This is a genomic window from Massilia sp. PWRC2, from assembly GCF_049896725.1.
Taxonomy (GTDB): domain Bacteria; phylum Pseudomonadota; class Gammaproteobacteria; order Burkholderiales; family Burkholderiaceae_D; genus JAFCUW01.
The window spans coordinates 167,646-190,368 of record NZ_JAFCUW010000007.1 but is presented as its reverse complement, the minus strand read 5'-3'; the positions used below and the strand labels follow the sequence as shown (position 1 = coordinate 190,368).

Annotated in this window: 19 protein-coding genes; 6 read left to right on the top strand and 13 right to left on the bottom strand. The window is 65.8% G+C overall.

Translation table 11 applies throughout. The features are described 5' to 3' along the window. Nucleotides 1-43 precede the first annotated feature (43 nt). Nucleotides 44-310 (top strand): hypothetical protein, encoded by a 267-nt coding sequence (locus ACP7BZ_RS15165; protein WP_426114561.1) that lies wholly within the window; start codon nt 44-46, stop codon nt 308-310. On the opposite strand, the gene ACP7BZ_RS15160 is transcribed toward ACP7BZ_RS15165, so the two are convergent. From ACP7BZ_RS15160 to ACP7BZ_RS15120, 9 genes are all read right to left on the bottom strand, one after another. Further along, nucleotides 289-792, bottom strand: a complete 504-nt coding sequence (locus ACP7BZ_RS15160) for a c-type cytochrome (RefSeq protein ID WP_426114559.1) — start codon at nt 790-792, stop codon at nt 289-291. The two genes, ACP7BZ_RS15165 and ACP7BZ_RS15160, sit on opposite strands and share 22 nt — an antisense overlap. Beyond that, nucleotides 789-2,696, bottom strand: a complete 1,908-nt coding sequence (locus ACP7BZ_RS15155; RefSeq protein ID WP_426114557.1) for an AI-2E family transporter — start codon at nt 2,694-2,696, stop codon at nt 789-791. Before ACP7BZ_RS15155 ends, ACP7BZ_RS15160 begins: the two co-directional genes overlap by 4 nt. 391 nt (nt 2,697-3,087) lie before the next feature. After that, nucleotides 3,088-4,779, bottom strand: a complete 1,692-nt coding sequence (locus ACP7BZ_RS15150) for a response regulator (RefSeq protein ID WP_426114555.1) — start codon at nt 4,777-4,779, stop codon at nt 3,088-3,090. Beyond that, nucleotides 4,776-6,275 (bottom strand): ATPase domain-containing protein, encoded by a 1,500-nt coding sequence (locus ACP7BZ_RS15145; RefSeq protein WP_426114553.1) that lies wholly within the window; start codon nt 6,273-6,275, stop codon nt 4,776-4,778. The genes ACP7BZ_RS15150 and ACP7BZ_RS15145 overlap by 4 nt, the downstream gene beginning before the upstream one ends. A gap of 147 nt (nt 6,276-6,422) precedes the next feature. Then, on the bottom strand, nt 6,423-7,313 hold the full coding sequence (locus ACP7BZ_RS15140; RefSeq protein WP_426114551.1) for an ABC transporter permease: 891 nt from the start codon (nt 7,311-7,313) through the stop codon (nt 6,423-6,425). Further along, complete coding sequence (locus tag ACP7BZ_RS15135; RefSeq protein ID WP_426114550.1) at nt 7,310-8,152, bottom strand: ABC transporter ATP-binding protein; 843 nt, start codon at nt 8,150-8,152, stop codon at nt 7,310-7,312. Before ACP7BZ_RS15135 ends, ACP7BZ_RS15140 begins: the two co-directional genes overlap by 4 nt. Nucleotide 8,153: 1 nt before the next feature. Beyond that, on the bottom strand, nt 8,154-9,164 hold the full coding sequence (locus tag ACP7BZ_RS15130; protein WP_426114548.1) for an ABC transporter substrate-binding protein: 1,011 nt from the start codon (nt 9,162-9,164) through the stop codon (nt 8,154-8,156). Nucleotides 9,165-9,182: 18 nt separating this feature from the next. Next, nucleotides 9,183-10,055, bottom strand: coding sequence for a TauD/TfdA dioxygenase family protein (locus ACP7BZ_RS15125; RefSeq protein ID WP_426114546.1), 873 nt, complete (start codon nt 10,053-10,055; stop codon nt 9,183-9,185). Nucleotides 10,056-10,209: 154 nt separating this feature from the next. Further along, entirely contained in the window at nt 10,210-10,959 is a 750-nt protein-coding gene (locus ACP7BZ_RS15120; RefSeq protein ID WP_426114544.1) for a substrate-binding periplasmic protein, read from the bottom strand. A gap of 448 nt (nt 10,960-11,407) precedes the next feature. On the opposite strand from ACP7BZ_RS15120, the gene ACP7BZ_RS15115 reads away from it, so the two are divergent. Both ACP7BZ_RS15115 and ACP7BZ_RS15110 read left to right on the top strand, forming a co-directional pair. Beyond that, nucleotides 11,408-12,151, top strand: coding sequence for a glutathione binding-like protein (locus tag ACP7BZ_RS15115; RefSeq protein ID WP_426114542.1), 744 nt, complete (start codon nt 11,408-11,410; stop codon nt 12,149-12,151). A 27-nt stretch (nt 12,152-12,178) separates the two neighbouring features. Next, nucleotides 12,179-12,574, top strand: coding sequence for a GFA family protein (locus ACP7BZ_RS15110; protein ID WP_426114540.1), 396 nt, complete (start codon nt 12,179-12,181; stop codon nt 12,572-12,574). Nucleotides 12,575-12,695: 121 nt separating this feature from the next. On the opposite strand, the gene ACP7BZ_RS15105 is transcribed toward ACP7BZ_RS15110, so the two are convergent. From ACP7BZ_RS15105 to ACP7BZ_RS15095, 3 genes are all read right to left on the bottom strand, one after another. Next, a complete protein-coding gene (locus ACP7BZ_RS15105; protein ID WP_426114538.1) occupies nt 12,696-13,046 on the bottom strand; it encodes a zinc ribbon domain-containing protein YjdM in 351 nt (116 codons plus the stop codon). A 92-nt stretch (nt 13,047-13,138) separates the two neighbouring features. Continuing rightward, the gene (locus ACP7BZ_RS15100; RefSeq protein ID WP_426114536.1) at nt 13,139-13,750 is read right to left on the bottom strand and encodes a 4'-phosphopantetheinyl transferase family protein; all 612 of its coding nucleotides are present in this window, start codon (nt 13,748-13,750) and stop codon (nt 13,139-13,141) included. Continuing rightward, the gene (locus ACP7BZ_RS15095) at nt 13,720-17,790 is read right to left on the bottom strand and encodes a Pls/PosA family non-ribosomal peptide synthetase (protein ID WP_426114534.1); all 4,071 of its coding nucleotides are present in this window, start codon (nt 17,788-17,790) and stop codon (nt 13,720-13,722) included. Before ACP7BZ_RS15095 ends, ACP7BZ_RS15100 begins: the two co-directional genes overlap by 31 nt. Before the next feature lie 233 nt (nt 17,791-18,023). Between ACP7BZ_RS15095 and ACP7BZ_RS15090 the strand changes: the two genes are divergently transcribed. Beyond that, nucleotides 18,024-19,004, top strand: coding sequence for a tetratricopeptide repeat protein (locus ACP7BZ_RS15090; RefSeq protein ID WP_426114532.1), 981 nt, complete (start codon nt 18,024-18,026; stop codon nt 19,002-19,004). 12 nt (nt 19,005-19,016) lie between these two features. On the opposite strand, the gene ACP7BZ_RS15085 is transcribed toward ACP7BZ_RS15090, so the two are convergent. Beyond that, on the bottom strand, nt 19,017-20,285 hold the full coding sequence (locus ACP7BZ_RS15085; protein ID WP_426114530.1) for a metal-dependent hydrolase: 1,269 nt from the start codon (nt 20,283-20,285) through the stop codon (nt 19,017-19,019). A 126-nt stretch (nt 20,286-20,411) separates the two neighbouring features. Here ACP7BZ_RS15085 and ACP7BZ_RS15080 point away from each other — a divergent pair, with 126 nt between their 5' ends. Together ACP7BZ_RS15080 and ACP7BZ_RS15075 are read left to right on the top strand one after the other, a co-directional pair. Further along, complete coding sequence (locus ACP7BZ_RS15080; protein ID WP_426114528.1) at nt 20,412-22,088, top strand: AMP-binding protein; 1,677 nt, start codon at nt 20,412-20,414, stop codon at nt 22,086-22,088. A gap of 40 nt (nt 22,089-22,128) precedes the next feature. Further along, on the top strand, nt 22,129-22,647 hold the full coding sequence (locus ACP7BZ_RS15075) for an SET domain-containing protein (protein ID WP_426114526.1): 519 nt from the start codon (nt 22,129-22,131) through the stop codon (nt 22,645-22,647). Nucleotides 22,648-22,723: the final 76 nt, after the last annotated feature.

The following is a 22,723-nucleotide window of genomic DNA, read 5'->3' as shown; positions in this document are numbered from 1 at the left end:
TTACCATAAAAATCCTGATCGATCACACATGGGGAGGCATACCGTGGAGCACACCATCATTGCCCTGTTCAAGGACCGTGTGCACGCCAGGGACGCGCAAACGGCGCTGCTCGCTGCCGGCTTTCCCAGTGCCGACATTGTGCGCAGTGCTGCTGCGCCGCCGACGCGCTATTTACTGGCGCTGATCGCCAGCGGCACTGCACAAATCGCCCGCGCCGCCGCCATTGTCGAGCGCTACGACCCCGTCACCATCGACGCCGGCGAGCGCGGGCGCCTGCTGGCCGGCGACTATTTTACCGAGCGCAGATAAGCGAGCAGGTTGGCGATCTTTTCATCGTCGCTCAGTCCCCACAGGCGCATGCGGGTCCCGGGTACCACGTTGCCGGGATCGCGCAGGTAGGCGGCCAGGTTTTGCTCGGTCCATAACAGATGCGCCCCTTTCATGGCCGGTGAATAAGCGTAGTCGGTGGTGGCGCCAGCCGCGCGTCCGACCACGCCCGTCAGTTGCGGGCCGAAGCCGGCGGCGGCGTTGGCGCCGATCTGGTGGCAGGACGAGCACAGCGATACAAACACGCGGCGGCCGGCGGCGACGCTGGTGGCAAGCTCAGCGGCCGTCGCCGCCACCGGGATACCCGTGCCGACCCCAAGCGCCGGGGCGGCCGGCGCCGTGCGCAGCAGCCACCACGCCAGTGGCAGCGCGCACAGCAGCACGCCCACCAGCACCCCCACCCGCGCACTGCCGGTGTTGGCCTTGGTGCGCGCCGCGCGCTGCAGAGAAACTGGCGCCGTCATGCTGCTGCCGCCATCGCCACCGGGACCGCACCGCGCTTTTTGGCTTTTTCGTCAGGCAGCACAAAGGCCAGGCCTTCTTCGAACGAGCGCAGCACCATGTCGACCTGGGCATCGACGATGGCCTGGTGCGGGGTGTCTTCATCGAACGGCAGGCGGATGGTGGCCAGCAGGGCGTGCGGCAAGCCGCTGCGCATTTCGTGCGCTGCCACCAGCCACTGTTCGATGGCGTCGGCGGCAGGGTAGGCCAGGAAGATGGTCGAGACCAGGTCGGTGCGGCGGTTTTCCGGCGCCTCACGGGGGATGGTGGCGGTGACACTGCGGGCATCGACGCCCACTTCGCGTAGCGATCGCACCAGTAATTCGGTGAGCAGATCGTCGCGTTCGGACGGCAAGCCGACGCACAGTACCACCGAGTGGGCGGCGACGTCGAGCGAGCCTTGCCAGCGGCCCAGGCGCGCTTCGCGCATCTGGCGCAGATGGGCGCCGACATTGGCATCGAGCAGCGAGACGTCGCGCCGGCGCGCGCGCCGGTTCGGTGCGCTCGAGACAGGCGTGAGGGTGGCGGCCACTTCGGCGATGGTGGCGCGCACGCGCTTTTCCTGCACTTCGTCGGTCTGGCCCAGCTCATGGTCACTGACCGCCAGCACCAGGCCGGGCAGCAGAATTTGATCGCAATAGCGGGCGAAACTGGAATGGCGCAGATAGGTGCGGGCGTCGGCCAGGATGGCGCGGGTGTCGCCCAGCAGGAAGCGCTGGTAGATGCGCTCGGCCGCGCTCATGCTGGTGGTGTGGCCCAGCAGGGTAGAGAAGGTTTCCAGTGCACGCACATGGCGGCCGGCCACCACCAGGCACAGGGTCAGCGGGGTCGACAGCAGCAGCCCGATCGGGCCCCAGATGGCGGCCCAGAACAGTGCCGAAATAATGATCGCCAGCGGCGACATGCCGGCGCTGCGGCCGTACACCTTCGGTTCGACGCCGTGCGCCACCACCACCTCGATGACCAGGAACAGGGCCAGGCACGAGACAGCCAGCTGCCAGCCGGGATCGATGGCGGCGACGAACAGGGTCATGGCAGCGGCGGCGATCATCACGCCAAGATAGGGTACGAAGCGCAGCATGGCCGCCAGCGCGCCGAACACGGCGGCGTGCGGAATGCCGGCTACCCACAGGCCGGCGCCCAGCACGACGCCGAAGGTGACGTTGACCACCAGCTGGGAAAAGAAAAAGCGCGAGATGCCGGCGGTAGCGTCTGACAGCGCCTTGATGGTGCGGCGCCGTTCGGACTGGCCGGCGAACATCACCAGGCGGTCGCGCAGCGAATCGTGTTCCAGCAAAATAAAGATCAGCAAGACCAGCACGATGCCCGCTTCCCCCACCGGCCCCCAGGCGTAGGCAACGACGCGCATGATGGCGTCCTTGGTGGTGACCTTGGGCGCGCGGATTTCGACCGGCACCGGTTGTGAAGGGTTGAGTACGAGCGGCGGTGGCGGCACGCCTTTTTTGGTCGTCGCCGCCGGCACGGAGGCAGGCACGGGTGTGCTTGGCGAGACCGAATTGAGTTCGGCTTCCAGGCGGGCGAATGGCCGCTCGGTCACTTCGCGCATTTTTTCGATCTTGGTGCGAATGGCCGCGCGGTATTTCGGCAAGTCGCCCGCCACCGCCGCCAGCTGAAAGGCCAGCACGGTGCCAATGGCAGCGACGGTACAGGCAGCGATCAGCACCGCCACCAGCGTGGCCGGCATCTGCCCCAGCCGCCCGCGCCGGCGCAGCTGGCGCACCAGCGGCGCGATCATCAGGCTGAGGATCGAGGCGAGGGCAATCGGCTGCAGCACATCACGACCGAAATACAGGAGCGCCAGCACACAGGTGGCGGCAATGACGGCAAGGGGAGTAAGACGCTTCAAGGGTAATTGACTTAATTAAGGTTGATCATAATTTATACAGAAACAGTATAAAGCGCAAACGCGCACAGCGCTGGGGCAGGGCAACATCGGCACAGTCACCCCGCCGGTGCCACTCCCCCTGGGGGGCGTCCCCAGCTAACGAGGCGACAGATGACCCGACGCGGGTTTTTGTCCCCCTGGAAATCATCTGACAGCGCCAGTGATTTCCACCTGACGGGTGGCATCCCAAGCAACCGGGGCGACGTCAGATCCGACGCGGGTTTTCGTTCCCCTTGGACATCATCTGGCTCCGCCAGTGATTTCCACCTGACTATCTTTTCGCCTGTAAGCCGGTTCAAACCTTCGCTTCTCACTTCAATCCACACCAAAGTAGGTTTTCACTTTTGTGTGACTAATCCAGCGCCCGCGCCACCGTCGCCGCCAGCTCCGCCAGCGGAAACGGCTTGCGCAGCAACTGGTTCGCGCCAATCACCTGCTCGATGGCCTTCATGTCGGCGTAGCCGGTGGCGATGATCATCGGCAGGTCGGGCGCCTGGGCGCGTACTTTTTGCATCAGTTCGGCCCCCGTCATGCCGGGCATCAGGTAGTCGGTGATCAACAGGTCGGGGCGCCGCTGGCGCAGTAGGTCGAGTGCCGTTTCGCCATCGGCGGCCTGGGTCACCGCGTAGCCGATCGCTTCGAGCGACTCGGCCATCAGCTGGCGCACCGAGTCGTCGTCCTCGACCAGCAGCAGGCGCGCGCCCGCATGCGGCGGGGGTGCCAGGGCGTCGCCGACGGCGTCGTCGCGGCCCGGCGGCGCCGCGCACGGCAGCCAGATTTCCACCGTGGTGCCCAGTCCCGGCACGCTTTGCACGCGGGCGGCGCCGCCCGACTGCGCCGCCATGCCGTACACCTGCGACAAGCCCAGCCCCGTGCCTTGCCCTACTTCCTTGGTGGTAAAAAAGGGCTCGAACACGCGGCTGGCCACGTCCGCTGTCATGCCGCTGCCGCTGTCGGTGACGGCAAAGCGCACATACTCACCGGCGCCCAGCAAGCCGGCCGGTGCGGCGCGCGCGGCGGCGCAAAAGCGCAGCTGACCACCGTCGGGCATGGCGTCGCGTGCATTGATGGCGAGGTTGAGCAAGGCCATTTCCATCTGGTTGGCATCGGCAAACACGTGGCCAGCCGATGGTTCGACGGCAAACGACAGCGCCACCCGCGAACCCAGCGAGGCCGCCACCAGTTCGCGCACGCCGTCGAAAATGGCGTTGACGGCGACCGGCCGCAGGTTGAGCGTCTGGTTGCGTGAAAACGCCAGCAACTGGCTGGTCAACTTGGCGCCCCGTTCGCACGCGCGCCGTGCCACTTCGGCGCGGCGCTTGGCGCCATCGTCGTTCGAGAGCATCAAGATCAAGTCCATGCTGCCCTGGACGACGTTGAGCAGGTTATTAAAATCATGGGCGATGCCGCCCGTCAGCCGGCCCACCGCTTCCATTTTTTGCAGTTGCACCATCGCTTGCTGGACCCGCTCGCGTTCGAACATTTCATTGGTCAGGCGGTCATTGGCCTGGGCCAGTTCGCGCGTGCGTGAAGAAATGTGTGCTTCCAGCGTTTCGTTCAGGCGCATCAGTTCGGCCTGGCTGCGGCTGAGGCGCTCGGCGGTGCGGGTGCGGTCGGCCAGCACGTCACGCGCCTGGTACTGGCGGCGCCGTCCCCGCATCACCGACGCCATGGCGCTGTGCAGGGTGCGCGCATTGAGGGGGCGCTCGAGCAGGATTACATTGCCCAGCTCGCTCAAGGCATTGCGCGCCGGCTCGCTGTCGTGCGCCACCCGCTTCGATACCAGCACGACGAAGGGGAAATCGGACCACGATTCCTGCTCGGCCAGAAAACCACCGAGCGCGCGCAGGTCGACCTGGTGCAGCGCTTCCTCGGTGACCAGGGCCGCGCCGGCGCCGGCGCGGATGCGCGTTGCCAGCGCATCGAAGTGCGCCAGCAAGTCGCAGTGAAATCCCTCGCGCTGCAGGGCGGCGCGCATGACTTCGCCGTCGCGGCCCCAAGGCGAGAGGATCAGGATGCGCTCTTCATCCTTGCTGCTGATCATGTCGGCGTCAACTCGATCATGGGCGTCGCACCGCGGTAGGTGGGCAGGCCGGTCAATACACCTTCAAAGCCCAGCAGCGGTTCGCCGATCACCAGCCCGCTCGGTCCCAGCTGCAGTTCATGGATGGTCAGGGCGTGCTCGGCGGTGCGGTTTTTCATCACGGTGACGGCGCGCCGCAGGCGGCCATTCGACTCGAAAAAACGCAGCAGCACGGTACTGTCGCTCAGGTAGCTCAAATCGATGTCAGAGCGCACTTCGCCGATCAAGCCGTGCTGGCCCAGCAGCATCATGGTGGTCACGCCTTTCTGGTTCAGATACGACAGCAGCTCGTGCATTTGCAGAATCAGGTATTGCTCGCCCGGCATCGATTGCAGGTAAGCATTGAGGCTATCGATGACCAGAAAACTGACGTGGGACAGCTCGACGGCGTCGCGCAGCTTTTGGGCGAATTCGCCGGGCGACAGTTCGGCCGGATCAATATGAAAGATATTCAGTTGGCCACTGGCGATGTAGGCTTGCACGTCCATGCCCAGCGCTTCGGCGCGGATGTGGAAGGTGGCCAGTCCTTCATCGAACAGATAGAAGGCGGCGTGTTCGCCCCGTTCGAGGGCGGCCAGCACGCAGCTGACCGCCATGCTGGTCTTGCCGATGCCGGACGGACCGGCGATGAGGGTATTGGTGCCGGCAGTCAGACCGCCGCCCAACAGACCGTCGAGACCGCTTGAACCGGTGCTGCTGACGCGGGCGACGAAGCTGGCAGCGTGCTCGTTGGCCACCAGGCGGGGAAACATGCGGATACCGCCTGTCTCTAAAAGGTAATCGTGGTAGCCACCGCGAAATTTAATGCCGCGCATTTTGATGACGTTGCAGCGCCGCCGTTCCTTGCCGAATTCCTGGGCGATCTGCTCGAGGCTGATGACGCCATGGGCAATGCTGTGCAAGTGCTGGTCGGCCAGGTTCGATTTGTCGTCGAGTAGCAGGACGGTGCACTGGCGCGACGCAAAAAACTGCTTGAGGGCGAGGATCTGGCGCCGGTAACGCAGGGGATTTTGGGCCAGCAGGCGCATTTCCGACAGGCTGTCGAACACCACCCGCGCCGGCTTGATTTGGTCGACCATTTCCATCACGCTTTGGGTGGTCTCGCCCAGTTCCACTTCGGATGGGTGAAACACCGATTGCTGCGATTCGGGATCGAGCGCATCGTCGGTGGCCAGTTCGAACACGTGCAGGGGATCGATGCTCCAGCCGTGGCTGTGGGCGACGGCGCCGAGTTCGTCGCTCGTTTCCGACAGGGTGATGTACAGGCCCGACTCACCGGCCTTGACGCCGTCGAGCAAAAACTGCAGACCGAGCGTGGTTTTGCCGGTGCCAGGCGCGCCTTCCACCAGGTAGACACGGTGGGCGGTGAGGCCACCGCAGAGAATGTCGTCGAGGCCGGCGATGCCGGTCGACATGCGGGTGCTGCTCCCGCGGGTCGCCTTGTTTGCAGTATTCATGCGCAGAAATGTAACGGTAACGGTGGTGGCGGGTCAGCGCGTCCAAGCGTCCAAGGTCGCGCCAGGCCCGGATTTTGCCGAGTATAGACGAAACATCCGAACCGAGCCGCGCGACTGAATCACCCTTACCACGGCGTTCCACAGTCGTCAGCGCTGCATGCCCCAGCGGCGAATACTAATTTTTTCCAGCACCTGAAACACCACCTGTTCGGCCACCAGGCCCACCACGATCACCGCCGCCAGGCCGGCAAACACCTTGTCCGTGTAGAGCTCGTTGCGGCTCTGAAAAATATACCAGCCGAGGCCGCCCTTGCCAGAGGTGGTGCCAAATACCAGCTCGGCGGCGATCAGGGTGCGCCAGGCAAACGCCCAGCCGATTTTCAGTCCCGCCAAAATGGCCGGCAGCGCCGCCGGCACCAGGATTTGCAAGACCAGGCGCAGGCCGCGCAGGCCGTAATTGCGCCCGGCCAGGGTCAGCGTTTCGGGCACGCTGCGAAAGCCGGCGTAGGTCGCCAGCGCCAGCGGCCAGGTCGCCGCGTGCATCAGCACGAATACCAGGCTGCCGTGGCCGAGGCCGAACCACAGCAGCGCCAGCGGCAGCAGGGCGATCGCCGGCAGCGGGTTGAACATGGCGGTGGCCGTTTCCAGCAGGTCGCGGCTGATGCGCGACGCCATCGCCAGCGCCGTCAGCGCGAAGGCGCAGGCGATGCCGGCGCCGTAACCGGTGAGCAGCACCGCCAGCGACACCCGCAGATAGCCAATGATTTCACCCGAGGCGACGGCGTCGGCCAGCGCGCGCGCCGTTTGCAGAAAGCCCGGCAGCAGCAAATCATTGTTGTACCAGCGCGCCAGCGCTTCCCACAGCAGCGCCAGCACCAGCAGCAGCACGCTCTTGCGCAGCCACGCCTGCTCCATAGCCCACGTCAGCGTGCGCCGCACCCGTGTCAGCGCTGGCGCCACCTGCTCACTGGCAACAGCCGCGCGCCACGGCGGCAAGACATATTCGATGTCGGCGCGCACGGGCGGCTGCCAGCTCATGACAACACCGCGTTGTGCAGCACGCCGGCGCCCTGGACTGGCGCGGCGGCGCCATCGGGCGGTGCCGCGAACAGCAGCCGGTCGATGCGGGCAGCGGCGGCCTGAAAGGCGCTGCTACCAGCGCTGGCGAGGGTGAATTCGCTGCTGCCCAGCTCGGCGCGCAGGCGCCCCGGGTGGGGCGAGAGCAGCAGGATGCGGTGGCCCACCACCAGCGCTTCTTCGATCGAATGGGTGACGAACAGCATGGTGAAGTGGTGTGCCTCCCACAGCGCCTGTAATTGCGCTTGCATCTGCCGGCGCGACAGGGCGTCTAGGGCGGCGAACGGTTCGTCCATCAACAGGATGTCCGGTTGCATGGCCAGCGCCGGGGCAATCGCCACCCGTGCTTTCATGCCGCCCGACAGGGTGTGCGGGAAAGCCTCGGCCACCCGGCGCAAGCCCACCAGATCGATCCAGTGCAGGGCGCGCTCCTGCGCTTCGGCGCGCTTTGTACCGGTTGCCAGCATGGGGAACATGACGTTGGCCTTGACGGTTTTCCATGGCGCCAACTGGTCGAATTCCTGGAACACGACCATGCGGTCGGGCCCGGCTGCCGTGATCGGCCGTCCGCCCAAGGTCAGGCTGCCGGCGCTGGGTTGAATAAACCCGCCGACGGCCTTGAGCAGGGTCGATTTACCGCAGCCGGACGGCCCCAGCAGCACCAGCCGTTCGCCCCGAAACACCTCGAAACTGACCTGGTGGACGGCGCGCACGGGGCCGTCCTTGCCGCGATAATCACTGCTGACGGCGCTGGCGCGCAGCAGCGGCTCGGCGATTAATTGCAGGGCAGGGGCGTCCATCTCAGCTGCGGGCGGCCAGCGCCGGGTGCTCGAAGAAATAGTCGCGCCACGAGGCCGGCCTGTTTTTCAGCGCCCCCGCGCGCGTCATGAAGTCGGCCATGCCCCAGGTGTTTTGCGGCACCACCTTGAAATCGACTTTCGGGTTGCTGATCACCTTGAGCAGCAGGGCGCGGTCGATGGGACTGCCGGCCTTGACGGTATTGACGCGCAGATAGGCGTCGGCGGCCTGCTCTGGATGGGCCTTGATGAAGGCGGCCGCTTCGGTCAGTGCGCCCACCAGCGCGCGGTAGGTCTTCGGATTGTCTTTCAAATAGCTGGCAGTGGCATACAGCACCGTCGACGAGCCGGGCCCACCTTGCACCTCGTACGAATCGAGGAGCATGTGGGCGCTTGGATTGCCGGCCAGTTCCTGCTCCTGGTAGGGCCGGGTGGCGAAGTGGCCATTGATTTCGGTGCCGCCGGCGATCACGGCGGCAGCGGCGTCCGGGTGCGGCAGTGACTGGGTGTAGCGGTCGAGGCGCTTGAACTGCTCGATCCCCCACTGTTTGGCGGCCGCCATTTGCAGGAGGCGCGCCTGCACTGACACGGTCGCCGCCGGCAGGGCGACGCGGTCCTTGTCGGACAGGTCGGCGATGCTCTTGACAGCCGGATTGGTGCTGATCAGCTGGTACGGAAAATTGCCCAGCGAAGCGACCCCGCGCACATCCTGTCTCCCGCGCGTGCGGTCCCAGATGGTCAGGAGGGGGCCGACGCCGGCGCCGGCGATGTCGATGGCGCCGCTGAGCAGGGCATCGTTGGCGGCATTGCCGCCAGAGAGCTTGATCCAGTCGACGGCGATATCGATGCCTTCGCGTTTGCCGTGCTTTTCGATCAGCTTCTGGTCCTGGGCAACGTTGAGCATCAGGTAGACCACGCCATATTGGGCGGCGATGCGCAATTTTCCTTCGGCATGGGCGCTGCCGGCGAGCAGGCAGACAGCGAGTGCGAGTGCGCGCAGAGGTTTTGATGTCATGAACGTGTTCCGTGGTGGTCAGAAAGGCGCATCGCCTTCGATGGTGGTGCGGTACAGCATGCGGCGCTGGTCGGGCGGGCAACCGCCCGCCAGGTGGGTCACGCTGCGGTTGACCCAGAACACCAGGTCGCCTGGCTGCCAGCGGTGGCGGTACACCAGCGCGTCCCGGGTGCTGTGGTCGAACAGTGCCTGCAACACTTGCTCGCTGCGTTGTGCGGATACATCGAGGATGCGGGTCGTAAAGTGTTCGCTGACAAATAGTGCCAGCCTGCCCGTTTCCGGGTGGGTCCGCACCACCGGGTGGATGGCGGGCGCCACTTCGTCGATTTGCGCCTGGGTCAGGTTCGGCCGCCACGGGCTGCGCTTTTGCAGCTCGGCATATTTGGCCAGGTAACTGTGTTCGGCGCGCGTCTCGCGCACGGCCGCGCGCAAGTCGTCGGGCAAGCGCTCCCAGGCCGTGTGCTGGTTGGCGAACAGGGTGTCGCCGCCATCGCGCGGCAACTGCTGGGCGTGCAGCATCGAGCCGAGGCTGGGGACGGCCTTGTACGACAGGTCCGAATGCCAGTAGTGGCCGGCGTCGCCCAGGCCGATCGGCCGGCCCTGTTCGCGGATGTTGGAGATGATCAGCACTTCGGCATCGCTGGCCAGCTGAAACTGCCGCAGCACGTGGATTTGCAGGGGGCCGAAGCGGCGGCTGAAACGCACCTGCTGGCGCGGGCTGATGTGCTGATCGCGAAACACCAGCACGTGGTGGTCGAGGTGCGCCTGGTGCAGGGCGGCGAAGTCGTCGTCGAGCGGCGCGCCGACGTCCAGGCCAATCACTTCGGCGCCCAGCGGGGCGTCAAACGGCAAAATGGAAAAACCGGGTCGAAATTTGATGATGGCGGACATGGCGTGACGGCGCGGGCGCGCTTCTTTTGCATCGGATAGCCAGCTTAAGCGCGGGTGCGCCGCTGGCCAACGAAGGTTTTCAGCTGTCGTCATGCGCTGGGCGCGTTTGGGGTGCTATCGCTTGGGGTGCGATCGCTTGGGGGGTTATCGCCTTTTATCGATACTTGGCGTAGATAGCGTCGATCTGGTGGCTCTTTTGCAGGCGGCCAATGGCGTGGTCGAGTTGCTGCGCCGAATAGCGGCCGTGGCGCGAGATGGCGCAGCGGGCGGCAAAGCGGGTCACCAGGATCGGCCGGTGTACCTGCAGCAAATAAGGATGCAGCCGCTGCTGGTAGGAAAAGAACACCTCCCCCGTCAGCGCGTGGCGGGTGCGGCCGGCAGCAAACTTGGTCAGGCTTTGCATGGCATCGACGGCATCATCGCGGACGAAGCCATTGCCCAGCGCCTGCTGGATCTCCGGATAATTAAAGCCCAGCACGGTGCCGACGGGGATGCCGCGTACAGCATCGATGCTGGCCGGCGCCTGCCAGCCGATCGTGCTGATGAGCAGGGTGGCGTTCGGCATGAAGGGCACGGTCCAGTCGAAATTGCCTGGCAGCCATGATGGCAGGAAATGGCAGGACAGGTCAGCGGCGCCCTGCTCGAGCGTGACGCCGATGCGCTTGCGCGGCATCGCGGTGAACCGCGCGCGGGTACCGAGCTGGGCCGCCAGCGCCACGCCGATGTCGTAGTGGATGCCTTCGGTGACTTCACCGGCGATGATCTGGCTCATCGGCATGGCAGTGCTGCTGTCGACGACGATGCGCAGTGGCGGCACGGCGGCGAGCGCGCTGTTGGCCAATGCCAATGCGCATGCCAGCACCAGCGCAGTGGTGCCGGTCCGGTAGAAAATGCAGTCAAACATGGACGACTCTTTGAAAAATCCCGCTGCGGCGCGCGCGCCCGACCGCCTGGTCATGGCCACACCGTGTGGCATTCTAGAACAGATGCGATGGGGGAACAACGGCGTCCCGCGCGGCAGAGGGACTAGTGCGGTGCGCAGGCGGCGTTGAACGCAATCATGGCTTTTATAAAAAAGTTGTCTTTTTTGAAGCTTACCCACAGATTCTGTGGATAAAACAACAGCGCTGTAGTGGCCTCCCCGGGCACGGCGGCGATGGCATCGGGGTGATTAAAAAACAGGCAGGCGATCTGCGCACCGGCGGCGCACACGCCGCGCTCAATGGCTGGCTGGGGACCGTGGGAAAACCAGCAAGCGCACACGTTGACGACAGAGTTTCCCGCCCGTGCGCGGCTGCAGCGTCCCGTGGTTTGCCGCATAATCGAAGGCCAACGATCTCCAGGAGTCCACCATGCGCCAGCCAGATGCCGCCCCCCACCATGCATTGTCGTCATTCGCCGTCAACAGCAGGTGGCCCGCCGCCCACCCCGAGCGCATCCAGCTCTATTCGCTGCCGACGCCCAATGGCGTGAAGGTCTCGATCATGCTGGAAGAAACCGGGCTGGCCTACGAGCCCCACCTGATTGATTTTGCCAGCAACGACCAGCTCAGCCCCGAATTTATCGCGCTCAATCCCAACAACAAGATCCCCGCCATCATCGACCCGGCCGGTCCTGGCGGACAGCCGCTGGCGTTGTTCGAGTCGGGCGCCATCCTGCTCTATCTGGCCGACAAGAGCGGCATGCTGATACCGGCCGACCCTGTCGGTCGCTACCATGCGATCGAGTGGCTGATGTGGCAGATGGGTGGCGTCGGCCCGATGTTTGGCCAGCTGGGCTTTTTCCACAAATTTGCCGGTAAAGACTACCAGGACAAGCGGCCCCTCGAGCGCTATGTCAGCGAGAGTCGCCGTCTGCTGGGCGTGCTGGAAGGGCGCCTGACGGGCCGCCAGTGGCTGCTGGGAGATGCGTACAGCATCGCCGATATCGCCGTGTTCCCGTGGGTGGCCAACCTGGTGGGCTTTTACGAGGCCGCCGAGCTGGTCCGCTTTTCCGAGTTTCCCCAGGTGCAGCGGGTGCTTGAGGTGTTTTTGGCGCGGCCGGCGGTGATCACGGGACGCACCATCCCGGCGCGGCCGGCCGCCGTTGCGGTTTAATGGTCGGACTGCCAGGGGAGAAATAGCATGGAACTATCTGCCGGTGGTTGCCTGTGTGGTGCGGTGCGCTTTGTGGCGAGCGGGGCGCCATACCGGGTGGGCTTGTGCCATTGCCTCGACTGTCGCAAGCACCATGGCGCGCTGTTTCACGCCTCGGCCATCTTTGACCAGCAGGCCGTGCAAATCGAAGGAGCAACGCGCGCTTACGGTGCACGCCATTTCTGCCCCACCTGCGGTTCTGCCGTATTTGGCCGCAGTGGTGACGAAGTCATCGTCAACCTCGGAGCCTTCGATGCGCCTGACCAGTTTGTGCCCACCTATGAAAGCTGGACGGTGCGGCGCGAGGCCTGGCTGCCGCGGTTTGTGCTGGCGCGTCATTACCCGCATGACCGCGAGGGGGCGGGACGGGGCGAGCCGTCGTAGGGGGGCGGCCACGGCTTCATGCTGCAAGCACCGTAGCGGCTGGCGCTTGTCCAGCTGTTCGCCTGTCCACCTTTCCCGATGCTGCTTGAGCGAACGGCATCAGCGGCCAGGCGCGCGCTGATTACACTTTTTTCACATACATGGTCTTCAGGCTCATGGCCCCAAAACCATCGATCTTGCAGTCGATATCGTGATCGCTATCGACCAGCCGGATATTTTTGACCTTGGTGCCTACCTTGACGGTACCCGCCGAGCCCTTCAGTTTCAAATCCTTGATGACGGTGACGGTGTCGCCATCCTGCAAGATCGCGCCGTTGGCATCCTTGTAGACGCGCGCACCGCTGCTGCTGACTTCATCGGCGCCGGCGCTGCCAGCCTGCCATTCATGGCCGCATTCAGGGCAGTTCAGCTGGGCGCCGTCGTCGTAGGTAAAGGTGGAGTGGCATTCGGGGCAGGCGGGCAAGGCGGTCATGGTGATCTTTATAGAAATGCAGCGATAGTCTGGTTTGCGCGCGCGGCGAACGCCGGGTGCGCAACAGCGGCCAGTATAACGCGCCGCCGCCCTCAGGCCGTGGCAACGGCGGCAACCCCGGTCAGGCCGTCACCGAGCAGCAGTTCGACCAGGTGACTGCGGTCGGCGGCGTCGGCCGCGCACCATTCGCGCAGTTGCTCGCCGCGCAGTTTGAGCGCTGCTTCGCGGCGCGTCCAGGCGCGGCAAAATGCCAGTGGCCGCGTGGCGTCAAGGCTGGCCGCCAGCAGGCTGGCGGTGGCCGGTCCCAGGTAGTCCCAGGCCACCCGCGCCCAGTCGTTGCCGATGCCGATCTGCATGACGTCGACGCCCACCGCGCCAGCGCGGTGCAGCACGGCCACCGACAACGTGGCGCAATGGCTGATCGACACGCCGATGGCGGCGGCACCGCCGTCGATCAACAGATGCGGGGCGCTGCCGGCTGCGCCCGCCACTTCGATGCGCTCGGCGCCGACGCCAGTGAGCAGTGCCGTCGCTGCGCCAACGGCGGCGCGGATGGCGCCGCGCGCGGCTGCGCGGTCGCCGCCCGTTGCCACTGTCGAAATCGCCAGCAGATCACCCTCCCAGGCCACGCCGGCGGCGTCTGCCGGCGGCCAGGCCAGCGGCACCAGCGTCTTCACCGGGCTGGCGCTGCCGGTGCGCCGCACCAGCTGGTGGCGGCCGGGATGTGCTCGCCTTTCATGACCAGGGTGAGGGCGCCCAGGCGGGCATTGTCGCCCACTTTGGCGCTGTAGAGCACGGCGCTGCGGGGACCCAGATAGACCTTGCTGCCGATCTCGACGGTGTCGATTTTCATGATGCGGTCTTCGAACAGGTGGGTTTGCGGACAGGCCAGTGCGTTCAGTTCGCTGTAATCGCCGATGTGCACGCAGTCAAATTCGGTGATGTCGGTGGTGTCGAGATAGACGCCACGGCCGATTCTGGCCCCCAGCAGGTTGAACGCCAGTGGCAGCCACGGGGTGCCGCGCAGGTAGCGCATGAAATTCGGTACGGCGATGCCCTCGTACAGATTGGTCACCCCTTCGGAGAGCCAGACGAAGGGCGTCCACATCGGCTCGGCCCGTTTGCGGTAGCGGCCCAGCAAGGCCCATTTGAGGATCAGCACGAACAGGTAGTTGCCGACGCCATAGATCAGGCCTGCCATCGCCAGGTCGGCCACCACCTCGCCCCAGCGGCCAGCGCCGGCGATCGGCACGACGTCGAGCACCACCGTATAACCGACGGCGATCACCACCGCGTGCGGGGCGACGATGCGAAATGCTTCGACCAGCGTGCGGCCCAGGCGGCGCAGGGCCGACGGGTGGTAAGTGAGCCGCTCGGGGTAGCCGCTGACTTCTTCGCGCGCCGGCAGGTGGATCGGCGGCGAGCCGAGCCAGGTGTCGCCGCTTTGCATGCGGCCGTTGGCCGGCGCATGGGTGTGCACGCCGACCAGCACCCGTTCCGGCAAGATGGTGCCATCGGGAATATAACTGCCATTGCCGACGAAGCTGCGCGCCGAAATCACGGTCGGCTGCATGGTCATCCAGCCACCGTCGATCTGTTCGTCGCCGAGCATGACGGCGTCGGCAATAAACGTTTCGTCGCCCAGGGTGAGCATGTCGGGCACCACCCCCATGGCGGTGGAAATTTCGGCGTCGCGCCCCACCTTGGCGCCCAGCAGCCGATACCAGAAGGGGGCAAACACCGTCGCATAAATGCCGTGCAAGACGTTCAAGCTCGATTCCTGGATATGGCTGACCAGCCACTTGGCGCAATAGGTGCGGCTGTGCACGGCCGAGCGGCCCGGTTCCAGACGCGGCAGCGCGCCCCAGCGGATGCCGGCCGACACCAGCGCGGTCAGCACAATCAGCACGGCGCTGGCCGGGAAGGCGAGAATGAAGTAGCGCGCCAGCTGCACGGCGATGCTGTCGCCGGCCAGCCATGGCATGATTTCCAGGTCATCGAACCAGTCGATCAGCACGAAGCTGGGAAACACTGGCATGAAGAACAGCGTCGACACCAGCAGCATGCCGAAGACGAAAAAGACCGCTTCGCCAGCCAGGCGGGCGCGCGAGACGGCCGGGCGCGGTGGCAGTTCGGAAATGAACGGTCCCTGGTCGCGCGCGGGTGAGCCGCCCCAGACGCGGCCACGCGGCACCGCCATGCCATCGAGCAGGGCGGCCTGGCCTTCGAGGTGACCCAGCAAGCCCACCGAGGTATTGCCCTCGAGGACAGCATAGGAAGCCACGCACGCCTCATCGTCGACCGTAATCATGCCCAGCAGCAGGCGGCCACGTTCGACGCGGGCGTTTTCAAAATTGACGGCGTTGCCGATGCTGACGTTGTCGCCAACGCTCAGCAGATCCGGCGCGCGCAGGGTCATCGAGCCGATGACGACGTCGTGGCCGACCTTGGCGCCGAGCGCCCGCAGCCACCAGTTATACAGGGTCGAGCCACCCAGCAGGTAGGTGGGCGCCGATTCGACCAGGCGGTCGGCCAGCCACCAGCGGTAGTAGGTCAAGCCCCACAGCCGATAGCTGCCCGCCCGCAGGCGCCCGGCGATCAGCCACTTGCCGGCCACGGCGAGGATGAATTCCATCGCGGTGGCGAGCAGGAACACGCCGATCGAGGCGGCGACCGCGGTCATCATCGAGTCGCCCGGCGAACCGGTAAAAAAGTGGTAGGTAAAAAACGGCGCCAGCCATTGCGCCATGCGCAGGGTGACCAGGAAAGGGACCGCTGCTGCCTGTGCCAGGCCGCAGCGCCAGCGCTGGAAGGCAGACGGTGGCGTCCAGTCGGCCTGGGCGGCGCCGGCGGCGGGGGCGTCGGCCAGGGCGACGGCCAGTTCGCCGATTTTGCGGTGCTGATAAATGTCGCGCACGGTGACATGGGCAAAATCGGCGCGCGCGCGCAGGGCCGAAGCGAGCCGCGCGGCAAAGAAGGAGTGGCCGCCCAGGTCAGTAAAAAAGTCGGCCTGGCGCACAATTGGCTGGCCGGGAAACAGCTTGGCCAGTTCGGCGAACAGCGCCACTTCGGCCGGCGTTTCCGGCAAGTCCGATTCGCCCGCCACCCCGGCCGGCGGCGCCGACAGCGCCATCGCCTTGAGCGCCTTGCGGTCGATCTTGCCGGAGGTTAAACGCGGCATCACGCTGAGCAGCTCGTAGCGGCCCGGCACCATATACGGCGGCAAGTGCTCGGTGAGGGTGTGGCGCAGGGCCGCGCCGGACAGCGCTGCCGCGGCGGCCCCCGCCGCTGGCACGATGTAGGCCACCAGCTGGTCGATGCCGTCCTCCTGGCGCAGCAACACCGCGACCGTGCCGACCGCGCCCTGCTGCGCCAGCACCGCTTCGATCTCGCCCAGTTCGACGCGAAAGCCGCGGATCTTGACCTGGTCATCGGTGCGGCCGAGGCACTCGACGTCGCCATCGACAGCGATGCGGGCGAGGTCGCCCGTGCGGTACAGGCGGCTGTCATGGACGCCGCTGGCCCACGGGTTGGCAATGAATTTTTCCGCCGTCAGGTCCGGTCGGCCCAGATAGCCGGCAGCCAGGCCGATGCCGGTGATGCACAATTCGCCCATTTGTCCGCGCGCCAGCAATGTCAAAGGACCGTCGCCCGGCTGCACCACCAACAGGCCGTAGTTGGGCAGCGGCGTGCCGATGGTGATGGTGCGGCCCGGCGTCAGCCGCGCCAGGCTGGCCGAGACGGTTGCCTCGGTGGGGCCATAGGTGTTGAACATCTGGCGGTCGGGGCGCCACCAGCGCTCGACCACGGCATCCGGGCACATCTCGCCGCCCAGATTGATCAGGCGCAGGGTGGCGACGTCTTCGGCAAACAGGGCCAGCAGGGTGGGCACCGCGTGCAGCACGCTGACGTGGTTGGCGGCCAGCAGGCGCGGCAGGGTTTCCGGATCGCCGGCGATGTCTTTCGGCCCCACCCACAAGGTGGCGCCGACCAGGTAGGCAATCCAGATTTCCTCGAACGACATGTCAAAGGCCACCGAAAAGCCCTGGTAGACGCGGTCGTCGGCGCGAATGCCCAGCACGGCGTTTTCACTGCGCAGGAAGTGGCAGATGCTGCGCTGGCTGATCAGGATGCCTTTCGGCTTGCCGGTCGAGCCGGAGGTGTAGATGACGTAGGCGGGGGCATCCGGCGAAACGGCGCCGCGCACGCTGGCCGGCGCCCCTTCGGCTGGCAGCGCCAGCAGGTGTTCGTGGGTCCAGACGGGCGCCGCCACGCCGTCGAGCTGGGCGGCGAAGGCGGCGGCGGTCACCACGCCGACTGCGGCGGCGTCTTCCATGCACACCAGCAGACGCTCGACCGGGGTATCCTGGTCGACCGGCAGCCAGGCGGCGCCGGTCTTGGCAATGGCCAGCTGGCACACCAGCAGCTCGATACCGCGCGCCATCCACAGGCCGACGATGTGGCCGGGCCGTACTCCCGCATCGATGAGGCGGGCGGCGGCGCGCGCGGCGAGCAGGTCGAGCTCGGCGTAGCTGAGCTGGCGCTCGCCGTAAATCAGGGCAATCTGTGCTGGCGTGCGGCGCGCGCTCGCTTCGAACAGGTCAGCCAGGATTTCTTCACGCAGCAGCTCGGGGGCGTCGGTGCCGTAGAGGATGTCGGCATGCTGCGCATGTTGATCAGTCGTTGCCGCAGTGGCAGGGGAGGGCACAACGGCGGGTGAAGCAGTGACGGAATAGTCGTTCATTCAGATTCGGTTGGTCGTCGGCGCCGCAGGGTGCGGGGCCAGCCATCACCTTACATTAAATTTGCTTCAAACAAGGGCGCGCATGCACCTTTCTGGCCCCTTCGTTCAGTTAGGTGGGCGCCAGCGCCACTGTTGTATGAACTTTAAGGTGCGCTTAAGCGAAATTAAGTCATCGCGCATTGATTTTTAATTTAAATACGCCAATATAGGCAGCATTACTTAGGGAGGTCACCATGAACATGCGTTCGTTTGCAGCAATGACAGTAGTAAGTGGCATGCTGGCCACGGGACTGCTGATGGCCAGTCCGGCCGTCCTGGCGCAGGAGGTCAGCATCCACCAGGTGTACGAAGCGGCCGAGGCGGGCAAGTTTATCGAGGCGCAAAAACTGATGGACCAGGTGCTGGCGGCCCATCCGAACAGCCCGAAGGCCCACTTCATCGAGGCCGAACTGTTGGCCAAGCAGGGCAAGATGGCGCGCGCGGCGACTGAACTGGCTACCGCCGAGCGGCTCGGCCCCGATCTGAAATTTGCCAAGCCGGAAGCGTTGCAGCGCTTGAAGGCGGTGCTTGCGGCTGCTAAAGGGGCGGCCAACCCGGCTGCCAACCCGGCGTCCGTGCAGCGTTCGTTTGACGGCGCCAATGGGCGGGCGGCGCTGAGCGAAGCGCCGGCGGCGGGGCCACCGTGGGGCTTGCTGCTGGGGATAGGCGCGCTGGTGCTGCTGGCCGTAATGTTCTTCAAGCGTAAAGCGGCGCAGGCAGCGGCGAGCGGGGGTTTTAATGGTGGCGCCTACAACGGTGGCGCGCCCCAGTATCCTCAAGGAAGCGCGCCGGGACAGTATCCGCCGGGCGCGGCGCCACCGCAGTATGGTGGTGCCGCCGGTTATGGCGCGCCGGCGGCCCCGGCGGGTGGGGTAGGTGGCTTGGGCGGCATGGGCAGCGGCATCCTCGGTGGCCTGGCCACTGGTGCCGCGCTCGGTGCCGGCATGGTGGCCGGCCAGGCGCTGGCGCACCGGTTTACCGACAGCGGCCAGTCGGGTCACGAGGGCGGCAACCGCAGCGACAGCGGCGCCAGCGGCTTTGCCGGTGGCGCCCTGCAGAACGATACGCCGCCATCAGGCTATGACATGGGCGGCAGCGACTTCGGCGTGACCGATAGCGGCAGCTGGGACAGCGGCAGCGATGGTGGTGGCGGTGGCAGCAGCGACTGGGATTGAGCTGGGCCGATGTTACCGCGCCAGCAGATCGGCGCGCGGCATGCCCCACGCGGGCAGCGGCGCCGGGCAGTCGTGGCCGTTGTAGCGGTCGAGGTCGATGGTGGTGAAGTTGGGTGCCAGTGCATTGCTAAAGCGCAGGTCCGAGGCGATCGCGCCATGGAGCAGCGGAATGCGGGCAAAGCGCAGCCAGCCACTGAGCCAGCAGTCGCTGGCGGCGCGCTGGCGCAGTAACGACAAACTGCCGGCGTCGTCACTGAGGACGGCAATCGCCTGCGCCGGCGCCGCCTGCATGGCGCCAGTCAGGCCGCTGGGGCAGGCTGCCACCGGCAGCAGCGCCGGCGCCAGGCTGAGCACACCGCGCCGCACGTGGTAAGCGTCGCCGCTTGCGCCCACTTCAATGGCGGCAAAATTCCAGCAAAACGGATTGGCCGGGTAGGCGGTCAGGGCAGCGTCGACCAGATGAGCGCCGGGCGCGCGCAGCGCCATTTCATCTTGCAGCATGGCGCGCGCCGCGTTCGACGCGGCCGCCTGCACGCCGACGAAACCGACGCACACGGCCAGACCGAGGGCCAGACCGGCCAGGCTGTTGACCTGGTTTTTTACCTTGCTTTCCCTCTTATCTTTTACCCTGGTGCTGGCCGCGGCCGTCACCAGGCCGATCGTTGCCAGCAGCACCAGCGAAGCCCAGTGCAGCACGCCGTTCGCCGCCGCCGCTGCCAGCACCACGGTCAATCCGATGGCCCAGCCCCAGCGCAGCGGACGGCGGCGCACCGTCATCAGTAGCGGCACCCCGGCCGCCACCCAGAACAGCGGCTCGACGATGAATACCAGGTCACCAAAGCGCCAGCGGGCATCGAAGGGATAAAACGGGTGGACCCCATACGAATTGAGAAAATCCATGCCGATATGCAGCAGGAAGCCGCCGACGATGGCCAGCGCCAGGCCGGTGCGCGCCTGACTGCTCGCTTGCAGCAGGCGGCGTGCGGCGGGCCACAGCAGCCACAGCAGCGCACACAGCAGCAGCGCCTGGGGAATTTCCAGCAGCAAGGTATGGGTGTGGCCGCGGTGTTGCAGCAGATAACCGAGCGGATCGGGCAGCAGCTTGACCAGTACCAGGTCGAGGTCGGGAAAATTGCTGGCCGCCGCGCACGCGGTCAGCAGCAGCCGGTGGCGGGTCGTTTCGGCCGTCCCGACGGGCTCGACGAGGGGATCGACGGCGACGCTGCGGTAAATGACTTCGCCGACGGCGAGGCCGATGATGGTGTGGGTTATATTGTCCATGGTGCAAAATTATAGGCGACAGCGGTGCTGCAAGCGAACGCGCGGTGGCACGCCAGTTGTTCATCTACAATGCCAAAGCAGCCGAAGACCTGAAGACCCGAATGCCCGCTCCCAGGAGATTGCCGCATGACCCCTTACCAACGCTTTATCGAAGCGCGCGATTTTTTGCAGGCCCACCGTACCGACTACGCGCTGGCGTACCGCGGCTACAAGGCGCCGGCACTGACCGAATTTAACTGGGCGCTCGATTATTTCGATGTGGCCGCGCGCGACAACCCGCGCATCGCCCTGCGCGTGGTGGGCGAGGATGGCAGCGACGTCGCCATCAGCTATGCCGATATGGCGCAGCGCTCGAACCGCGTGGCCAACTGGCTGCGCCAGCGCGGCGTGGCGCGCGGTGACCGCGTGCTGCTGATGCTGCCGAACCGCGTCGAGCTGTGGGACATCATGCTGGCGGGGATCAAGCTGGGTGCCGTGATGGTACCGACCAGCATGCTGGCGATGCCGGCCGACCTCGCCGATCGCATGGCGCGCGGGGCGGTGCGCCACATCATTGCCGATTCGACAGAAGCGGCCAAATTTGCCGCCATCGACGCCCGCCTCACCCGTATCGCCGTCGGCGCGCCGGTGGCCGGCTGGCACAACGTGGCCGAGGCCGACACGGTGGCGGCAGTCTTCAGCGCCGACGGCGTGACAATGGCGCACGATCCGCTGCTGCTGTACTTTACTTCCGGCACCACCGCGCAACCGAAGCTGGTCTTGCACAGTCACGAAAGCTACCCGGTCGGCCACCTGTCGACCATGTACTGGATCGGCTTGCAGGCCGGCGACGTCCACTGGAATATTTCGTCACCGGGCTGGGCCAAGCATGCCTGGAGCTGTTTTTTCGCGCCGTGGAATGCCGGCGCCACTGTCTTCGTCTTCAATTACGAGCGCTTTCATGCGCCCGCCGCCTTCGAGGTGATCGGCCGCTGCGGCGTGACCTCGCTGTGCGCACCGCCGACGGTCTGGCGCATGATGATCCAGCAAGACTTGGCGGCCTGGAAGTTGCCGCTGCGCGAACTGGTGGGCGCTGGCGAGCCCCTCAATCCGGAAGTGATCGAACAGGTCGAACGGGCCTGGGGCATCCGCATTCGCGACGGCTTTGGCCAGTCCGAAACGACGGCGCAGATCGGCAACACGCCGGGCCAGCTGGTCAAACCGGGCTCGATGGGCCGGCCGCTGCCCGGCTACCGCATCGCCCTGCTCGATGGCGACGACCAGCCTGCCAGCGAAGGTGAAATTGCCGTGCTGCTCGAGCCGCAACTGGTGGGCTTGATGCTGGCCTACGAGGGCGAGCAGGGCAAGACCGCGGCTGTCATGCGGGCCGGCTACTATCACACGGGCGACACCGCCACCGTCGACGCCGACGGCTATTATTTTTACGTGGGCCGCAACGACGATGTGTTCAAGTCCTCCGACTACCGCATCAGCCCGTTCGAGCTCGAAAGCGTGCTGATCGAGCATGAGGCAGTGCTCGAAGCGGCCATCGTGCCCAGCCCCGACCCCTTGCGGCTGGCGGTGCCGAAGGCCTTCATCACCCTGCGCGCGGGAGTGGCGCCCAGCAATGCGCTGGCGCAGGACATCTTCGCCTTCGCCCGCGCCCGCCTGGCCCCCTATCAACGGATTCGCCGCATCGAATTTTGCGACTTGCCGAAAACAATTTCCGGTAAAATCCGCCGCGTCGAGTTGCGCCGGCACGAGCAGGGCAGCGCTGCTGCGGGCCTGGCCAATGCCAATGAATTTCGCGAAGCCGACGCCTGAACCGCCCTTGTCCCTGTCTCCACCGATTGCACCACTGACCATGCCACCCCAGCCTGCCCCCGCCGCCGCCCCCTGCAAGGTCGAGCGTTCGCCTGTTCACGGCAACGGCGTCTTTGCCACCCGCCCGATCGACGCGGGCGAACGCATCATCGAGTATACCGGGCAACGCATCGATTGGCCGGAAGCGCTGCGGCGCACGGCCGCCGCTGGCGGTCCCGTCAATCACACCTTTTATTTCAGCCTCGCCGACGGCCAGGTCATCGATGGCGGCGATGCCGGCAACGACGCCCGCTGGATCAATCACGCCTGCGGGCCGAACTGCGAAGCCTACGAAGACAACGGCAAGGTGTTCATTCACGCGCTGCGTGATATTGATGCCGGTGAAGAGCTCAATTACAACTACGCGCTGGTCTACGAAGAGCGCCATACGGCGGCGGTGAAACAGGCGTTTGCCTGCCTGTGTGGCACCGCCGAATGCCAGGGCACCATGCTGGCGCCGAAAAAACGCAAGTCGCGCGCCAGGCTGGCCGCCATCCCCGTGGCCGTCGCCGACTCCTAGGCTGCGCCCCTGCCGTTGTTTTTCAGAGCAGTACTTTTGGTTGCAATAAAGTGTAATTGGACGTCACAAGCGGCTA